Origin of the sequence: Mesorhizobium sp. B1-1-8 (assembly GCF_006442795.2) — a bacterium.
GTDB lineage: Bacteria > Pseudomonadota > Alphaproteobacteria > Rhizobiales > Rhizobiaceae > Mesorhizobium.
In genome coordinates this window covers 3,510,177-3,525,302 of record NZ_CP083956.1, presented here as the reverse complement: position 1 = coordinate 3,525,302, position 15,126 = coordinate 3,510,177, and the positions used below count along the sequence as shown (strand labels likewise).

Annotated in this window: 16 protein-coding genes; 4 read left to right on the top strand and 12 right to left on the bottom strand. The window is 63.0% G+C overall.

What is annotated here, in order from left to right:
• Positions 1–27: 27 nt before the first annotated feature.
• The 4 genes from FJ974_RS17085 to FJ974_RS17070 form a co-directional block, all read right to left on the bottom strand.
• Complete coding sequence (locus tag FJ974_RS17085) at positions 28–822, bottom strand: transglutaminase family protein (protein WP_140532000.1); 795 nt, start codon at positions 820–822, stop codon at positions 28–30.
• Positions 823–852: 30 nt separating this feature from the next.
• Complete coding sequence (locus FJ974_RS17080) at positions 853–1,794, bottom strand: alpha-E domain-containing protein (RefSeq protein ID WP_140532002.1); 942 nt, start codon at positions 1,792–1,794, stop codon at positions 853–855.
• Positions 1,795–1,946: 152 nt separating this feature from the next.
• Entirely contained in the window at positions 1,947–3,359 is a 1,413-nt protein-coding gene (locus FJ974_RS17075) for a circularly permuted type 2 ATP-grasp protein (protein WP_181177049.1), read from the bottom strand.
• Between the two features lie 165 nt (positions 3,360–3,524).
• Entirely contained in the window at positions 3,525–3,761 is a 237-nt protein-coding gene (locus FJ974_RS17070; RefSeq protein WP_140532004.1) for an Lrp/AsnC ligand binding domain-containing protein, read from the bottom strand.
• 224 nt (positions 3,762–3,985) lie between these two features.
• Here FJ974_RS17070 and FJ974_RS17065 point away from each other — a divergent pair, with 224 nt between their 5' ends.
• Positions 3,986–4,405: a DUF4864 domain-containing protein gene (locus FJ974_RS17065; protein ID WP_140532006.1), complete on the top strand. Its 420-nt coding sequence runs from the start codon at positions 3,986–3,988 to the stop codon at positions 4,403–4,405.
• A gap of 12 nt (positions 4,406–4,417) precedes the next feature.
• On the opposite strand, the gene FJ974_RS17060 is transcribed toward FJ974_RS17065, so the two are convergent.
• The 7 genes from FJ974_RS17060 to coaD all read right to left on the bottom strand — a co-directional run bounded on the left by FJ974_RS17060 (position 4,418) and on the right by coaD (position 10,344).
• Positions 4,418–5,884, bottom strand: a complete 1,467-nt coding sequence (locus FJ974_RS17060; protein ID WP_140532008.1) for a hypothetical protein — start codon at positions 5,882–5,884, stop codon at positions 4,418–4,420.
• A 94-nt stretch (positions 5,885–5,978) separates the two neighbouring features.
• Positions 5,979–7,109 carry a tRNA guanosine(34) transglycosylase Tgt gene (tgt, locus tag FJ974_RS17055; protein ID WP_140532010.1) on the bottom strand — a complete coding sequence of 377 codons (1,131 nt, stop codon included), beginning with the start codon at positions 7,107–7,109 and terminating at the stop codon, positions 5,979–5,981.
• Between the two features lie 37 nt (positions 7,110–7,146).
• Positions 7,147–8,232 carry a tRNA preQ1(34) S-adenosylmethionine ribosyltransferase-isomerase QueA gene (gene queA / locus FJ974_RS17050; protein ID WP_140532012.1) on the bottom strand — a complete coding sequence of 362 codons (1,086 nt, stop codon included), beginning with the start codon at positions 8,230–8,232 and terminating at the stop codon, positions 7,147–7,149.
• Entirely contained in the window at positions 8,232–8,681 is a 450-nt protein-coding gene (locus tag FJ974_RS17045; protein WP_140532014.1) for a DMT family transporter, read from the bottom strand. Before FJ974_RS17045 ends, queA begins: the two co-directional genes overlap by 1 nt.
• 13 nt (positions 8,682–8,694) lie before the next feature.
• Positions 8,695–9,207: a peptidylprolyl isomerase gene (locus tag FJ974_RS17040; RefSeq protein WP_140532016.1), complete on the bottom strand. Its 513-nt coding sequence runs from the start codon at positions 9,205–9,207 to the stop codon at positions 8,695–8,697.
• Between the two features lie 28 nt (positions 9,208–9,235).
• Positions 9,236–9,826, bottom strand: a complete 591-nt coding sequence (locus FJ974_RS17035) for a peptidylprolyl isomerase (protein ID WP_140532018.1) — start codon at positions 9,824–9,826, stop codon at positions 9,236–9,238.
• A gap of 17 nt (positions 9,827–9,843) precedes the next feature.
• Entirely contained in the window at positions 9,844–10,344 is a 501-nt protein-coding gene (gene coaD, locus FJ974_RS17030; protein WP_140532020.1) for a pantetheine-phosphate adenylyltransferase, read from the bottom strand.
• A gap of 277 nt (positions 10,345–10,621) precedes the next feature.
• Here coaD and FJ974_RS17025 point away from each other — a divergent pair, with 277 nt between their 5' ends.
• Entirely contained in the window at positions 10,622–10,777 is a 156-nt protein-coding gene (locus tag FJ974_RS17025) for a hypothetical protein (protein WP_140532022.1), read from the top strand.
• Between the two features lie 50 nt (positions 10,778–10,827).
• On the opposite strand, the gene gyrA is transcribed toward FJ974_RS17025, so the two are convergent.
• Complete coding sequence (gyrA, locus tag FJ974_RS17020; RefSeq protein ID WP_140532024.1) at positions 10,828–13,623, bottom strand: DNA gyrase subunit A; 2,796 nt, start codon at positions 13,621–13,623, stop codon at positions 10,828–10,830.
• 172 nt (positions 13,624–13,795) lie between these two features.
• Here gyrA and FJ974_RS17015 point away from each other — a divergent pair, with 172 nt between their 5' ends.
• Positions 13,796–13,948 carry a hypothetical protein gene (locus tag FJ974_RS17015; protein ID WP_181177050.1) on the top strand — a complete coding sequence of 51 codons (153 nt, stop codon included), beginning with the start codon at positions 13,796–13,798 and terminating at the stop codon, positions 13,946–13,948.
• A 138-nt stretch (positions 13,949–14,086) separates the two neighbouring features.
• Positions 14,087–15,115 carry a PQQ-dependent sugar dehydrogenase gene (locus FJ974_RS17010; protein WP_140532026.1) on the top strand — a complete coding sequence of 343 codons (1,029 nt, stop codon included), beginning with the start codon at positions 14,087–14,089 and terminating at the stop codon, positions 15,113–15,115.
• Positions 15,116–15,126: the final 11 nt, after the last annotated feature.

The window sequence follows — 15,126 nt, the reverse complement described above, 5'->3', positions numbered from 1 at the left end:
TCTTGTAGCTGCAGATCCTGACAGAAATTACTGCTCGACCGTGACGGTGACGGCAAGCTTTTCGTCCGCTTGCCCGAGCAGGATCCCCGACACCGGCGAAGCGTCGCGATAGTCGCGCCCCGTCGCCACTCTGACATAGCGCTCGTCGGGAGAGATACCGTTGGCGGGATCGAAGGCAACCCAGCCCAGTCCCGAAACATGCGCCTCGGCCCAGGCATGGCTCGCCGCCTGTTCGACGGCCGCATCCATCATCAGATAGCCGCTGACATAGCGGGCGGGAAAACCCATGGCACGGGCGGCGGCGGCAAAGATGTGGCTGTGGTCCTGGCAGACACCGGTCTTCAGCGCCAGGGCCTCCTCCGCCGGCGTCACCACGCTGGTCGCGCCCGGCCTGTAGGCGACGCGCTCGCCGACCATGCCCATCAGCCTGTGCAGCCGCTCGATATCGGCGCCCTCGCCGACCGATGCGGCAAGTTCGCGAATGCCCTCGCCGGCGGCGGTCAGCTGCGTCTGCTGGCCGAACAGCCAGAGCGGCGCGAAGCCGTGGTGCGGGCCCGATACGCCTGCCGTGTCGCGCGTCGTCACTTCACCCGAAGCCTCGAGGGCAATGACGTTGTGGCCGCCTTCGGCGCTGACTAGCCGGGTGTCGTTGCCGAAATGGTCGGTGAAGCGCACCTCCTCGCGCGCGCCGTCGATCTTGATCGCCCAGGAGGCGACGGTCTGCGTCTGCCCGCTCTGCGGAAAAAGGCGCAGCCGCTGCAGCAGATAGGGCACTGGCGCATCGTAGCGGTATTCGGTCCGGTGGGTGATCTTGAGCCGCATGGCGCCCCGTCTCTAACGTTCTGAGCACACTCAGTGGAACCGGTAATCCTGGGCGATCTCGTCGCCCAGCCTGGTGTTGTCGCGAATGAACTCGACCAGGAATTCGTGCAGGCCGTGGTCGAAGATGTCCTTGATCGAACCTCTTTTGAGCATCGCCTGCGTCTTCTCGGCCGTCGCGTGGCAGATGTGGCGCTCGCCATAATCGTCGGCGAGGAACTTCAGATGCTCGCCGAGAAAGCGGTAGCAGAAGGTGAGCGAGCGCGGCATGCGCACATTGAGGATCAGATAGTCGGCGATATTGGTCGGCTTGTAGTCGGCGTCGTAGACCCAGCGATAGGAACGGTGCGCCGACACCGAGCGCAGGATCGATTCCCACTGGTAGTTGTCGAGCGTCGAGCCGACCCAGGAGATCGAGGGCAGCAGCACATAGTATTTGACGTCGAGGATGCGCGCCGTGTTGTCGGCGCGCTCGACATAGGTGCCGAGCTGCGAGAAGTCGAAGATCTCGTTGCGCAGCATGGTGCCGTAGAAAGAGCCGCGGATCAGCGCCGTCTCGCGCTTGATCGCGTCGAGCACGGTCGGCAGGTCGCGCTCGTCGATCGGCCGCGCTAGCATGCGCTTCAGCGCCATCCAGGCTTCGTTGATGCTCTCCCAGGTCTCGCGTGTCAGCGCGGTGCGCACCATGCGCGCATTGTTGCGGGCGGTCTCGATCGCCGACATCGTGCTCGACGGGTTCGAAGTGTCGCGCAGCAGGAAGTCGGAGACATTAGCGGCGGTGTAGTCGGTGTATTTCTGGCTGAAGGCGGCGTCCGAACCCGCGCTGAGCAGAACTGAATTCCACTCCTCCGAAGCGCTCTGCGTGCGCGTCAGCGCCATGCGCAAACCGGCATCGACAAGGCGGGCCATATTTTCGGCCCGCTCGATGTAGCGGTTCATCCAGTAGAGCCCGTTGGCGGTGCGGCCGAGAAGCATGTGGGGCCCTTCGGGCTAGTGAGTAGTGAATAGTGAGTAGTCAATGGTGAATAGTGAATGATCCGACAGTCGAGATCGACGGCGCATCATGTCCGCACCTTCAACGAACCAACGCATTGAACGTCTCCCTTCACTATTCACTATTCACTATCTCAATCATCCAGCACCCAAGTATCCTTCGTCCCCCCACCTTGCGACGAGTTGACCACGAGCGAACCTTGCTTGAGCGCGACGCGAGTCAGGCCGCCGGGCACGATCTGGATGCGGTCGGAGACGAGCACATAGGGTCTCAAATCGACATGGCGCGGCGACAGGCCCTTTTCGGTCAGGATCGGGCAGGTCGACAGCGCCAGCGTCGGCTGGGCGATGTAGTTGGAGGGCTTGGCCTGCAGCTTCCTGGCAAAATCCTGGCAGTCCTTCTTGGTCGCCGCCGGCCCGACCAGCATGCCGTAGCCGCCGGAGCCGTGCACTTCCTTGATGACCAGTTCGTGGATGTGCTCCAGCACATATTTCAGGCTGTCGGCTTCCGAGCAGCGCCAGGTCGGAATGTTGCCGAGGATCGCCTTGCGGCCTGTATAGAACTCGACGATCTCGGGCATGTAGGAATAGATCGCCTTGTCGTCGGCGATCCCGGTTCCCGGCGCGTTGGCGATGGTGATGTTTCCGGCCCGGTAGACATCCATGATGCCGGGCACGCCAAGCGCCGAATCCGGCCGGAAGGTCAGCGGATCGAGGAAATTGTCGTCGACGCGCCGGTAGAGCACGTCGATCTGCTTGTAGCCCTCGGTCGTGCGCATCGCGACATGGCCGTCGACGACGCGCAAATCCTGCCCCTCGACCAGTTGCACCCCCATCTGGTCGGCCAGGAAGGCATGCTCGAAATAGGCCGAGTTATACGAGCCCGGCGTCAGCACTGCGATGGTCGGCGCCCCCTTGGCGCTCTGCGGCCGCACTGCCGCCAACGATTGGCGGAGCAACTGCGGGTAATTCTCGACCGGCCGCACCTTGATCCGCTGGAACAGCTCCGGAAAGAGCTGCATCATCGTCTCGCGGTTCTCCAGCATGTAGGAAACGCCGGACGGCGTGCGGGCATTGTCCTCCAGCACGTAGAATTCGTTTTCTGAGATGCGCACGATGTCGACGCCGATGATGTGGGTGTAGACGCCGGCCGGCGGCCGCACCCCGATCATTTCCGGCAGAAAGGCCTCGTTCTTGGCGACAAGGTCCCTCGGAACGCGCCCGGCGCGCAGGATTTCCTGGCGGTGATAGATGTCGTCGAGGAAGGCGTTCAGCGCCTGCACGCGCTGCTCGATGCCTTGCGTCAGCCGGCGCCATTCATTGCCGGAGATGATGCGCGGGACGATGTCGAAGGGGATCAGCCGCTCGGAAGCTTCCTGCTCGCCATAGACGGCGAAGGTGATGCCGGTCTTGCGGAAGACGCGCTCGGCATCCTGCATTTTCTCTGTAAGCCTGGCCGGGTCCTGTTCCTTCAGCCAGCGATCGTAAGCCGCATATGGACTTCTCAATCCGGAGATTTCCGGAAGCATCTCGTCGAACGCTGCCAATCGCGTACTCCCCTGTCAGACCATTTCAATGGCCTCGTCGGAGAAAATCAAGCGCAATCGGTGATTTAACGGGCGGCGCAGGTCACTCTATGCAAATTGCCTAAGATTAAGGCAACGCGGCCAAGGCCGGGTCAAGGCTTTGCCTTGTGGCCGGGCATACTTCTGTCAAAACGCCCGGAAGGTGACGATGGTGAAGGTGTCCTTGATTCCGGGCAGGATCTGCACCCGCTCATTGACGAAGTGGCCGACGTCTTGCTCGTCGTCGACATAGAATTTGGCGAGCAGGTCGAAGTTGCCCGCGGTCGAATAGATTTCGGAGGCGATTTCGGCATCGGCTAGCGCACCGGCGACCTCATAGGCCTTGCCCAGATCGCACTTAATCTGCACGAAGAATGCCTTCATTTGCCGGTCCTGCCTAAACCTTACCCGAATAAGCGGTCCTTGTGGCAGACTGCCGCCGGGCTTTCAAGCGTCAGGCCGCACGCGCGCCGGCGACGGCCTGCAGCAATCGGCAAACGGCATGCCGCGCCGGAATTGCGAAATCTTCTCAGTCCAATGAAACCACGGTACGCTATCGCGCGTATGTTAGATTGCGCCATAGCAACGCGAATTCCGGGAGGCTGGCCATGCGCCGCACACTATTCGCATTAGCTCTGGTCCCAACGCTCCTGGCCTCGATCGCCTTTGCCGGCGATGCCGAGATAAAGGCGGCGCAGACGGTCATCGACAGTCAGCTCAAGGCCTTCATCGCCAATGACGGCGCCACCGCCTATAGTTTTGCGGCGCCGAACGTGAAGCGGATCTTCCCGACCGTCGACATGTTCATGAACATGGTGACCAATGGCTATGCGCCGGTGCGCAAGCCGCAAAGCTATTCCTTCGGCAAGGTCGAGCAGACCGGGCCGACCTCGGTCATCCAGCAGGTGTTGATCGTCGGGCCCGACGGCAAGGACTATGAAGCGGTCTACACGCTCGAGCAGCAGCCCGACGGCACGTTCCAGATCACCGGCTGCAGCCTGCGCGCATCGACCTCGGTCAGCACCTGAAGACGGCCAGCTTCAACCGCGCCGGCGGTAAAGCGACCAACTCAGCCCCGAAAGGCCCCAGTGGCTCGCCGCGTCGACGCGATCGTAGTCCAGAGAGCATTGGAAGGCGCCTTTGAACCGCTCAAGCGGTTCGGCCATGTCACCCTCGAGGATAAGCCAGTCAGGCCGTTCGGCGCACATTTTGCCCTGCGGGATGAAAGAAGCCTGGCGGCCCATCCGCTCGGAAAAATAGTCGACGACCAGCGGGGTCCTGAAATCATGGTTGCTGGAGAAAGTGGCCGGCCCGTCACGCGTCATCTTTTCGACCATTGCGGCGTAGGACCCTCGCCCGCTTTGATAGAACGAGAACAGCGAGACCGCGCTGCCCAAGACAATTGCCGCCATCCCGACGGCCGCCAGAAAGCGATTGCGTCCGCCGGCCGCCAGGCCGCGGCCGATCAACTCGCCAACCCACAGCAGCATGAACGTCGCGCTGACGATGAAATAGCGCGGGAATTCGAGGTTCGGCAGACGCGCCAGCCACATCAGCACGGGCAGTCCGACAATGGCTATCACATAAAGGCTGGCCCGCCGGTCGCGAAAGATCCAGGCTGAGGCACAGACAAGAGCGCAGCACACGCCGATGCCGGCCCAGTCGTTCGTCCAGGCCGGCAGTCCAAACAGATAGCGGATCATCCCGCCATAGCCGGCCGCGAAGGCCGCCGGCGAGAAGGGCGACAGGCCGCCGACCGTGACACCATACAGCCGGGCGCCGACGATCACGCAGGCGGCCAACGGCAAGACCGCGACCAATGTCGGCCTGAAAATCGACCAGATTTCGATGAACGTCCCGGTGGCCTTTCGCGTGCGCAACCAGACCACCCAGCAGGCCCAGGCGACCAGCACGATCCCCGTGAAGATCATGGTAAGGTGCGACAACATCCCGAACAGCATGGCAATGGCCAGCACCGTCCTGGCGTAGCGCCGACCATCGAGGCTGCGCTCCAGAAACACCAGGGAAAGCACGGTGAACAGCACCAGGCCGGCATAGCCTCGCGCCTCCGAGCCGTAGTGGACCAACGGATAGCTGACGGCGAACAAGAGGCTTGTCGCAATTATCGCCAGCCGTCCGCGAGGTGCTGCCGCCACTGCCGCGGCAACGATAGTGGCGACCCCCAACGCGATCGACAGGCCGCGTTGCGCCAGCGGCGGAGCATCGGGGCCGACCAGGTAGAGATAGACGGAATTGAGGAAATGGTTGTTGTCGTGGTTTACCCGCCAGAAGATCTGGTCGATCGAGCCGAGCGGCTTCAACAGCGCAAAGCTCCAGATCTCATCCAGCCACAGGTCGCCGCGCGCACCGACGAACCGCAGCACAAGACCGGCCACCGCGATCAGCGAGACCGCCAGCCACGGCCACGTCAGCGATCTCCGTGCTGCCTCGAAGGGGGCGGCAGGCGTTCGGGTGATGCCATCCGCCCGCGCGGTCGTGCTTGACATTGAAGTTCGCCCCGGGATGAACAGCTCCAGTCTATCCCGCGACGCTACTTTGCAGATATTTCAAAAGGGTTCGCAGAAGAACTCTTCCGGCTCGCTACAGCGTCGGAATATCGCCGCGCGCCCAACCTTCGGAAATCTCCGCCGCGCGCGCTTCGAAGGCTTGCGCCTCGATGGCGGCGCGGATGTCCTGCATCAGCTTCTGGTAGTAGGACAGGTTGTTCCAGGTCAGCAGCATCGCCCCCAGCGCCTCCTGCGAGCGCACCAGATGGTGCAGATAGGCACGTGAATAGTCTCGCGCGGCCGGGCAATCGCTTTCCTCGTCCAGCGGACGCGGATCGTCGGCGTGACGGGCATTCCTAAGATTGACCTTGCCGCGGCGGGTATAGGCAAGGCCGTGACGGCCGGCCCGCGTCGGCATCACGCAATCGAACATGTCGATGCCGCGCGCCACCGATTTCAATATGTCGTCCGGCGTGCCGACGCCCATCAGATAGCGCGGCTTGTCGGCCGGCAGCTCCGGGCAGGTAATGTCGAGCATCTCGAGCATGACGGATTGCGGCTCTCCGACCGCCAGTCCGCCAACGGCATAGCCTTTCAAATCCATCGCCTTCAGCGCCTGCGCGGATCGCACGCGCATCGCCGCGCTGTCGCCGCCCTGGACGATGCCGAACATGGCCTTGCCCGGCTGCTCGCCGAACGCCGTTTTGCAACGCTCGGCCCAGCGCAGCGACAATTCCATGGCGCGCTCGATCTCCTTGGGCTTGGCCGGCAGTGCGGTGCATTCGTCGAGCTGCATCTGGATGTCGGAATCGAGCAATCCCTGGATCTCGATCGACCGCTCCGGCGACATCTCGTAAGGCGCGCCGTCGATATGCGAGCGGAAGGTGACGCCCTTTTCCGTCAGCTTCCTCAGCTTCGACAGCGACATAACCTGGAAGCCGCCGCTGTCGGTGAGGATCGGGTATGGCCAGCGGGCGAATTCGTGCAGGCCTCCAAGCCGCGCCACGCGCTCGGCGCCGGGCCGCAGCATCAGGTGATAGGTGTTGCCGAGGATGATGTCGGCGCCAAGATTGCGCACCTGGTCCATATACATGGTCTTGACGGTGCCGCCGGTGCCGACCGGCATGAAGGCCGGCGTGCGAATCTCGCCGCGCGGCATCGAGATCAGGCCGCGCCGCGCCTTGCCGTCCGTCGCCAGCAGCTTGAAGGAAAAGGTCTCAGCCATTGAATTCCTTGTCATGCACCGGCGCGCTGATATCTGCTCATCCATCGCCTGTCTCCGCCCGGTAAAGCAGGCTTGCGTCTCCATAGGAGTAGAACCTGTAGCGGCTCTCGATGGCATGCGCATAGGCCGAACGCATCGTCTCCAGTCCGCAGAAGGCCGCGACCAGCATGAACAATGTCGAGCGCGGCAGATGGAAATTGGTCATCAGCAGGTCGGCCGTCCGGAAGCGGTAGCCCGGCGTGATGAAGACGTCGGTGGGGCCGGACCAGGCCTCGATTCTGCCGTCTTCGGCGGCAGCACTTTCCAGCAGGCGAAGCGATGTCGTGCCGACGGCGACGATCCGCCCTCCCCGCGCCTTTGCCGCATTGAGCGCCTGCGCCGTTTGGGCGCTGACCGAGCCGGTCTCGGCATGCATCTTGTGATCGGCCGTATCGTCGGCCTTGACCGGCAGGAAGGTGCCGGCGCCGACATGCAGGGTGACGAAGCGACGTTCGATTCCCCTGGCGTCGAGCGCAGCAAACAGTTCCGGCGTGAAATGCAGGCCGGCGGTGGGCGCGGCCACCGCGCCCTCCTCCTTGGCATAGATGGTCTGGTAATCGGCGCGGTCGCGCTCGTCATCGTCGCGCTTGGAGGCGATGTAAGGCGGCAGCGGGATGTGGCCGACGGCATGCAGCGCCTCGTCGAGGAACGGACCTGACAGGTCGAAGCCGAGCAGCACCTCGCCCGCCTCGCCCTTCTCGACCACTGTCGCATCGAGCTGGCCGAGGAAGCAGGAATTTTGGTCATGGCCGAAATGGATGCGGTCGCCGGCGGCAATGCGCTTGCCCGGCCGCATGAACGCCTGCCAGCGGTCCGGCGCCACCCGCATATGCAGCGTAGCCTCGACCTGCGCCGTCGCCTCGCCACGCTTGCGGATGCCTTTCAGCTGCGCCGGGATGACTTTGGTGTCGTTGAACACCAGGACGTCGCCATTCCTCAGCAGCGACGGCAGCTCGCGCACGGTGCGGTCTTCCAGCACCTCGCCGGGCTTGACCACCAGCATCCTGGCGCTGTCGCGCGGCTCGGCCGGACGCAGCGCAATGCGCTCTTCCGGCAGGTCGAAGTCGAACAGATCGACGCGCATCAGAACAGCCGGACGAGCAGCGCTCCGGCCAGCAGCAACACGGCGCCGGCGACGCGGCCAAGCGAGATTTCACGCACCGCCACGCCAAGGAAGCCGACGCGGTCGATGAGCATGCCGGCAAGCAGCTGCCCGGCGACAAGGAAGGCCATCAGCGCCGCGGCGCCGATGCGCGGCGTCAGGATGGTCGACAGCGTCACGTAAAAGCCGCCGAGCACGCCGCCGGCAATGAACAGCCACGGCGCCGGCGCCTTCCAGTCGAGCGAGATGCCTTGGACCTTCACCACCGAGACCGCGATGATGCCGAGCACGATGGCGCCGGACAGGAACGAAAAGGCCGCGGCCGCGACCGGAAGGCCGAGGCCGCGCGCCAATTGCGAATTGATCGGCGCCTGAATGGCGATGAAGGCGCCGGACAGAATGCCGAGAAGCGACCAGACGGCGCCCATCATTGTGGTTCTGCCCTTACTTGACGTCGGCCGCGACCTTCAGCGACACGATTTTGTCGGGGTCCTGCACCGGCTCGCCGCGCTTGAGCTTGTCGACATTCTCCATGCCTTCGATGACCTGGCCCCAGACCGTGTACTGGCGGTTGAGGAAGGCCGCGTCGTCGAAGCAGATGAAGAACTGCGAGTTGGCCGAATTCGGGTTCTGGGCACGCGCCATCGAGCAGGTGCCGCGGCCGTGATTGGCGTTGGAGAACTCGGCCTTCAGGTCGGGCCTGTCGGACCCGCCCATGCCGGCGCGGGAAGGCGCGAACGAGGGTTTGTTCGAATTGCCGAACTTGACGTCGCCGGTCTGCGCCATGAAGCCGTCGATGACGCGGTGGAAGACGACGCCGTCATAGGCGCCTTCGCGCGTCAGTTCCTTGATGCGGGTGACATGGCCGGGCGCCAGGTCGGGATACATTTCGATGACGACGTTGCCCTTGGTCGTTTCCATGATGAGCGCGTTCTCGCGGTCCTTGATCTCAGCCATGTCAGAAATCCTTTGAAAATTGAGAGGCTTATTTGCTGTCGGCGGCGATGCGCACCTTGATCATGCGGTCTGGATCGGTGACGGTGCCGTTGTCGGCCTCGTCGCCCTTCTTGATCTTGTCCACCAGTTCCATACCGCTGACCACCTTGCCGACAATGGTGTATTGTCCGTCGAGGTTCGGCGCCGGCGCGAACATGATGAAGAACTGCGAATTCGCCGAATTCGGATCCTGCGAGCGCGCCATGCCGAGCACGCCGCGGGTGAATTGCTCGGTCTTGGAGAATTCGGCCGGCAGGTCGGGAAGATCTGAACCGCCGGTGCCGACGGCTTCCGGGTTAAAACCCTTCTTCATATTGCCGAACTTGACGTCGCCGGTCTGCGCCATGAAACCGTCGATGACGCGGTGGAAGGCGACGTTATCATAGGCGCCTTCGCGCACCAGCTTCTTGATCTGCGCGACATGCTTGGGCGCCAGATCGGGACGCAGCGCGACGGTCACATCGCCGTCCTTCAGCGTGATGATCATGGTGTTTTCCTTGTCGGCCGCGACGGCCGGCAGAGATGCCGCGAAAAGGCCGGCAAGCACGACGAGTAACGAAGCGAGCTTCTGCAGCTGCATAATATTCTCCGGGAGGGTTACCTAGCGAATTTGGCGGTGAGCGCGCCGGCAACCGCCGCCGGCACGAAGGGGCGGATGTCGCCGCCCATCGACGCAATCTGGCGGACAAGTGTGGCGGTAATGGTTCTGACCGAAGGGCTGGCGGGCAGGAAAACCGTCTGCAGTTCCGGCGCCATGGTCTCGTTCATACCGGCCATCTGCATCTCGTAATCGAGGTCAGTGCCGTCGCGCAGGCCACGGATCATGATCGAGGCGCCTTCTCTCCTGGCCGCATCGATGACCAACCCGTCGAAGGCGACAACCTTGATGCGGGCGCTGTCGTTCCCGAACTCGGCCCGGGTCGCGGCCTCGATCAGCTTGACGCGCTCCTCGAAGGAAAACAGCGGCTTCTTGCCTGGATGGATACCGATCGCCGCGTAGACCGTGTCGGCCACGGCCAGCGAAGCCTTCAGCACGTCGAGATGGCCGTTGGTCAGCGGGTCGAAGGAGCCGGCGTAAAGGGCGATGCGTTCGGTCATGGCAGGCTTCTAGAGCAATTCCAGGAAAAGTGTGAGCGGTTTTCCGTCCGGAATTGCGCAAACCAAAAGATAGAGCGGTTCGCCATTTCCTTGAAACGGTGAAACGCTTTAGCGAGGCTCTCAAACAAAGGCAAATCCGCGTGAACCTTTTCACCGACGTGAACGACAGATGAATGCGACAATCACGAACGTTTCACGCAGCGTTCACTAGGTTGCCGCTTCAAGAGATGAAACCAAACTCCCATCTCTCCGTTACAAGGTGCAGGAGAACACGCACATGCTGATCTACATGCTCGCCACCGCGATGACCATCGTCATGCTTATCGCAACCGCCTTCGGGCTGCATCAGGAAGCAGGACGAGTCCGCGTCAAGGCTGACGCCAGGCGGCTCGAAGGTTTCGGCGCCGCTCGCAAGCCTTACCGTCACTTCTGATTTCCGGTAGCGACCGCACCGGCCGGACGGCCGGTGATGCGCAGCGAGGCCTATTCGGAACCTTCTTTGCCCGTCTTATCGGTGCCCGCCTCGCCCGACACAAGATCTTCGACGTCCTCGTCTGCCTGCGGTTCCGAAATCCGCTCCACCGACACCACTTTCTCGCCTTCGGCCGTATTGAAGATGGTCACGCCCTTGGTGGCGCGGCTGGCGAAGCGGATGCCTTCGACCGGTACGCGGATGACGGTGCCGCCATCCGAAACCAGCATGATCTGATCGTCATTGCCGACCGGGAAGGTCGCGACCAGCCGGCCGATCTCGGCGACCTTCGAGACGTCGGTGGCGCGAATGCCCTTGCCGCCGCGCCCCGTGAGGCGGAAGTCGTAGGACGACGAGCGCTTGCCGTAGCCATATTCGGTCACCGTCAGCACCAGCTGTTCATGCGCCTTGAGGAACTCGTAGCGCTCGTCCGAAAGCTCGGCTTCCTCGCCGATCTCTTCATTGGTCAGAGCGATCTCTTCCTCCTCGCCGTTAGCCGCATCCGCGACGACCCGGCGCTCGGCGGCGGCGCGCCTGAGATAGGCGGCGCGCTCGGCCGGCGAAGCGTCGACATGCTCGATCACCGACATCGAGATGACGCGGTCGGTATCGGCCATGGCGATGCCGCGCACGCCGACTGAGTTGCGGCTCTGGAAGACGCGCACGTCGCTGACCGAGAAGCGGATGCACTGGCCGGAATTCGCCGTCAAAAGCACATCGTCATTGTCGGTACAGGTTTCGACGCCGAGGATCTCGTCGCCCTCCTCCTCCAGTTTCATGGCGATCTTGCCGTTGCGATTGACCTGGACGAAGTCGGACAGCTTATTGCGGCGCACGGTGCCGCGCGTGGTGGCGAACATTACGTCGAGTTCGCCCCAGCTGGTCTCGTCCTCCGGCAGCGGCATGATGGTGGTGATGCGCTCGCCCTGCTCCAGCGGCAGCATGTTGATCAGCGCCTTGCCGCGCGATTGCGGATTGCCGATCGGAAGCCGCCACACCTTTTCCTTGTAGACGATGCCGCGCGAGGAGAAGAACAGCACCGGTGTGTGCGTGTTGGCGACGAACAGCCGGGTGACGAAATCCTCTTCCTTCGTCGACATGCCGGAGCGGCCCTTGCCGCCGCGGCGCTGCGCCCGGTAGAGCGACAGCGGCACGCGCTTGATGTAGCCGGAATGGCTCACCGTCACGACCATGTCCTCGCGCTGGATCAAGTCCTCGTCTTCCATGTCGGCGCCGCCCTCGGTAAGCTCGGTGCGGCGCGGCGTGCCGAACTCGTCGCGCACGGCGATGAGTTCATCCTTGACGATCTTTTGGATGCGCGCGCGGGAAGACAAAATATCCAGATAATCAAGGATTTCGGCGCCGATCTTGTTCAACTCGTCGGCGATCTCGTCGCGGCCGAGCGCCGTCAGGCGCTGCAGGCGCAGGTCGAGAATGGCGCGAGCCTGCTCCTCGGAGAGATTGTAGGTGCCGTCCTCATTGATGCGATGGCGGGGATCGTCGATCAGTTGGATCAGCGGAGCGACGTCATGGGCCGGCCAGCGCCGCTCCATCAACTGCTCGCGCGCCGTCTGCGGATCGGGCGCGGAGCGGATCAGCTTGATAACTTCGTCGATATTGGCGACGGCAATCGCCAGACCCACCAGGACATGAGCCCGGTCCCTCGCCTTGCGCAGCAGGTATTTCGTGCGCCGGCTGATCACCTCCTCGCGGAAGCCGACAAAAGCCTTCAGCATGTCGATCAGCGTCAGCATTTCCGGCTTGCCGCCGTTCAGCGCCACCATGTTGGCGCCGAACGAGGTCTGCAGCGGCGTGAACCGATAAAGCTGGTTGAGGATGACGTCGGCGACGGCCTCGCGCTTCAATTCGATGACGACGCGGTAGCCCTGCCGGTCGCTTTCGTCGCGAATGTCGGAGATCCCTTCGATGCGCTTCTCGCGCACCAGCTCGGCCATCTTCTCGATCATCGCCGCCTTGTTCACCTGATAGGGAATCTCGGTGATGATGATCGACTCGCGGTCATTGCCGCGCTGCTCGATGTTGACGCGGCCGCGCATGACGATGGAACCGCGCCCCGTCGAATAGGCGCTGTAGATGCCGGAGCGGCCAAGCACGATGCCGCCGGTCGGGAAATCCGGACCGGGCACGATCTCCATCAGCGACGGCAGGTCGATGGCCGGATTGTCGATGATGGCGATGGCGCCGTTGCAGACTTCGGCGAGGTTGTGCGGCGGGATGTTGGTGGCCATGCCGACGGCGATGCCGCCCGAACCGTTGACCAGAAGGTTGGGGAAACGCGCCGGCAGTACCTTTGGCTCTTGTTCAGCGCCGTCATAATTGTCCTGAAAATCGACCGTTTCCTTGTCGATATCCTCCAGAAGCTCGTGCGCGACCTTGGTCAGGCGCGACTCGGTGTAGCGCATGGCCGCCGGCGGGTCGGCGTCGATGGAGCCGAAATTGCCCTGCCCGTCGATCAGCGGAACGCGCAGCGACCAGTCCTGCGCCATGCGCACCAAAGCGTCATAGATCGAGGCATCGCCATGCGGATGGTATTTACCCATCACATCGCCGACGATGCGCGACGACTTCACATGCTTGCGGTTCCAGTGGTAACCGCCTTCCTGCATGGCGTAGAGAATGCGGCGGTGCACCGGCTTCAGGCCGTCGCGCACGTCCGGCAGCGCGCGGCTGACGATCACGCTCATGGCGTAATCGAGGTAGGAGCGCTGCATCTCCTCGATGATCGAAATCGGCTCGATGCCGGTCGGGCCGCCGTCGGCGCCGCGCGGAGTCTTCTGGTCGGTCAAATCAGGTCACAATCCTGTCGGGAATCACTGGCTGCTTATATAGGAAGCCGGGGCGAAACTCCAATCCCGGCGACACTTTTCCAGAGACAATTTTGACGGCAATTTCAAATGGATACCGCAGATTGCGACGATATGGCCACGGGTCGAGTTCGCTGCCGAAGGGGCGTCGGCCATGGATCGTTTTCCTCGGGCGGAAACTGCAAACGCGATGAACTGGATGATCCGCGCCCAGAGCGAAAGAGAAACCGGCACGTTCCCCGGCCGTCACATGGCGCCGGTGGATGCGGACTATCTGCCCGGCTGGTGCGGTCCGACATCGGACTGACGGCAGGCGAGCCTGGCAGGTTGCTGATAGTCGTTCGGCGTTGCCCGCCGCCGCCACTCAGCTGGTGGCTCCGACTTGAAACGAGAATAAGCCGCTCCAATTCCCTCCAGCAGGCTTGCTTATACATGGAGGGCGGCGATGGACGCCTTTTCCCCTAAGAGCTTTTCTCACAAGACCGGATTGCTTTCCGCTGGAATTCGATTTCTCGCTTTCGCTTCGGTTGCTACGGTCGCCTCCGGCTTGGAACTCGGCCCGGCGCAGGCAGCGCTTCTTGCCCGCGTTCCAGCGGCGCGCGAGATGGCGGTCTGTGGCGACATGCTGTTCGTCGGCACCAAAGGCTCCTCGGTCTATTCCTTGCCGGTGTCGGGCGGCCGCGCCCGAGTGGCCGCTTCCGGATTCTCAGCGCCGAATGGTGTCGCATGCTCCGGCAGTCGTCTGTTCGTGGCCTCGAGGAATAGCGTGACCGCATTCGATATCGGGCCGGGGGGCGCCCTGAGCGGCAGGCGCGACATTCGGCAGGGCTTAGCGAATTCAGGGGTCCATAGTCTTCGCTATATCGGTGTCGGCCCGGATTCCCGGCTCTACATCTCGCTGGGGTCGCCGTGCAACATTTGCTTGCCGCGCGGACTGCAGGGCACCATCGTCAGCATGAAGCAAGACGGATCCGACTTTCGGCGCGTCGCCTCGGGCGTGCGCAATTCGGTCGGCTTCGACTGGCACGGCGGCACCATGTTCTTCACCGATAACGGCGCTGACCGGATGGGCGACGATATCCCGCCGGACGAGCTGAATGAGCTCCGGCCCGGCGGCTTCTACGGCTTTCCGTATTTCGGAGGCCAAATCCGGCTCAAAGGATACGAGGACGCGCGGCCGCCCGAGCAGCAGATTCCGCCCGTCTTCGACTTCCAGGCGCATGTCGCAACCCTGGGTATCCATTTCTTCCGCAGCCTCGGCGGCGACGCCCTGGTCGCCGAACATGGAAGTTGGAACAGCTCGGTTCCGGTCGGGCGTCAGGTCGTGCGCGTGCGCTTCCAGGGCGGCCGTTCTGTCTCTGCGACGACATTCGTCAAAGGCGTCGGCCGGCCCGTGGACGTCAAGGAAGCGCCGGACGGTTCAGTGCTCGTATCAGACGACGCCGGAGGCGCGATTTATGTCTTCAAGCAATGACACACGGCATC

Bases quoted from the DNA above. Each gene is read 5' to 3' on its own strand.
- FJ974_RS17085 (WP_140532000.1), bottom strand. From the start codon at position 822: ATGCGGCTCAAGATCACCCACCGGACCGAATACCGCTACGATGCGCCA.
- FJ974_RS17080 (WP_140532002.1), bottom strand. From the start codon at position 1,794: ATGCTTCTCGGCCGCACCGCCAACGGGCTCTACTGGATGAACCGCTAC.
- FJ974_RS17070 (WP_140532004.1), bottom strand. From the start codon at position 3,761: ATGAAGGCATTCTTCGTGCAGATTAAGTGCGATCTGGGCAAGGCCTAT.
- FJ974_RS17065 (WP_140532006.1), top strand. From the start codon at position 3,986: ATGCGCCGCACACTATTCGCATTAGCTCTGGTCCCAACGCTCCTGGCC.
- FJ974_RS17060 (WP_140532008.1), bottom strand. From the start codon at position 5,884: ATGTCAAGCACGACCGCGCGGGCGGATGGCATCACCCGAACGCCTGCC.
- tgt (WP_140532010.1), bottom strand. From the start codon at position 7,109: ATGGCTGAGACCTTTTCCTTCAAGCTGCTGGCGACGGACGGCAAGGCG.
- queA (WP_140532012.1), bottom strand. From the start codon at position 8,232: ATGCGCGTCGATCTGTTCGACTTCGACCTGCCGGAAGAGCGCATTGCG.
- FJ974_RS17045 (WP_140532014.1), bottom strand. From the start codon at position 8,681: ATGATGGGCGCCGTCTGGTCGCTTCTCGGCATTCTGTCCGGCGCCTTC.
- FJ974_RS17040 (WP_140532016.1), bottom strand. From the start codon at position 9,207: ATGGCTGAGATCAAGGACCGCGAGAACGCGCTCATCATGGAAACGACC.
- FJ974_RS17035 (WP_140532018.1), bottom strand. From the start codon at position 9,826: ATGCAGCTGCAGAAGCTCGCTTCGTTACTCGTCGTGCTTGCCGGCCTT.
- coaD (WP_140532020.1), bottom strand. From the start codon at position 10,344: ATGACCGAACGCATCGCCCTTTACGCCGGCTCCTTCGACCCGCTGACC.
- FJ974_RS17025 (WP_140532022.1), top strand. From the start codon at position 10,622: ATGCTGATCTACATGCTCGCCACCGCGATGACCATCGTCATGCTTATC.
- FJ974_RS17015 (WP_181177050.1), top strand. From the start codon at position 13,796: ATGGATCGTTTTCCTCGGGCGGAAACTGCAAACGCGATGAACTGGATG.
- FJ974_RS17010 (WP_140532026.1), top strand. From the start codon at position 14,087: ATGGACGCCTTTTCCCCTAAGAGCTTTTCTCACAAGACCGGATTGCTT.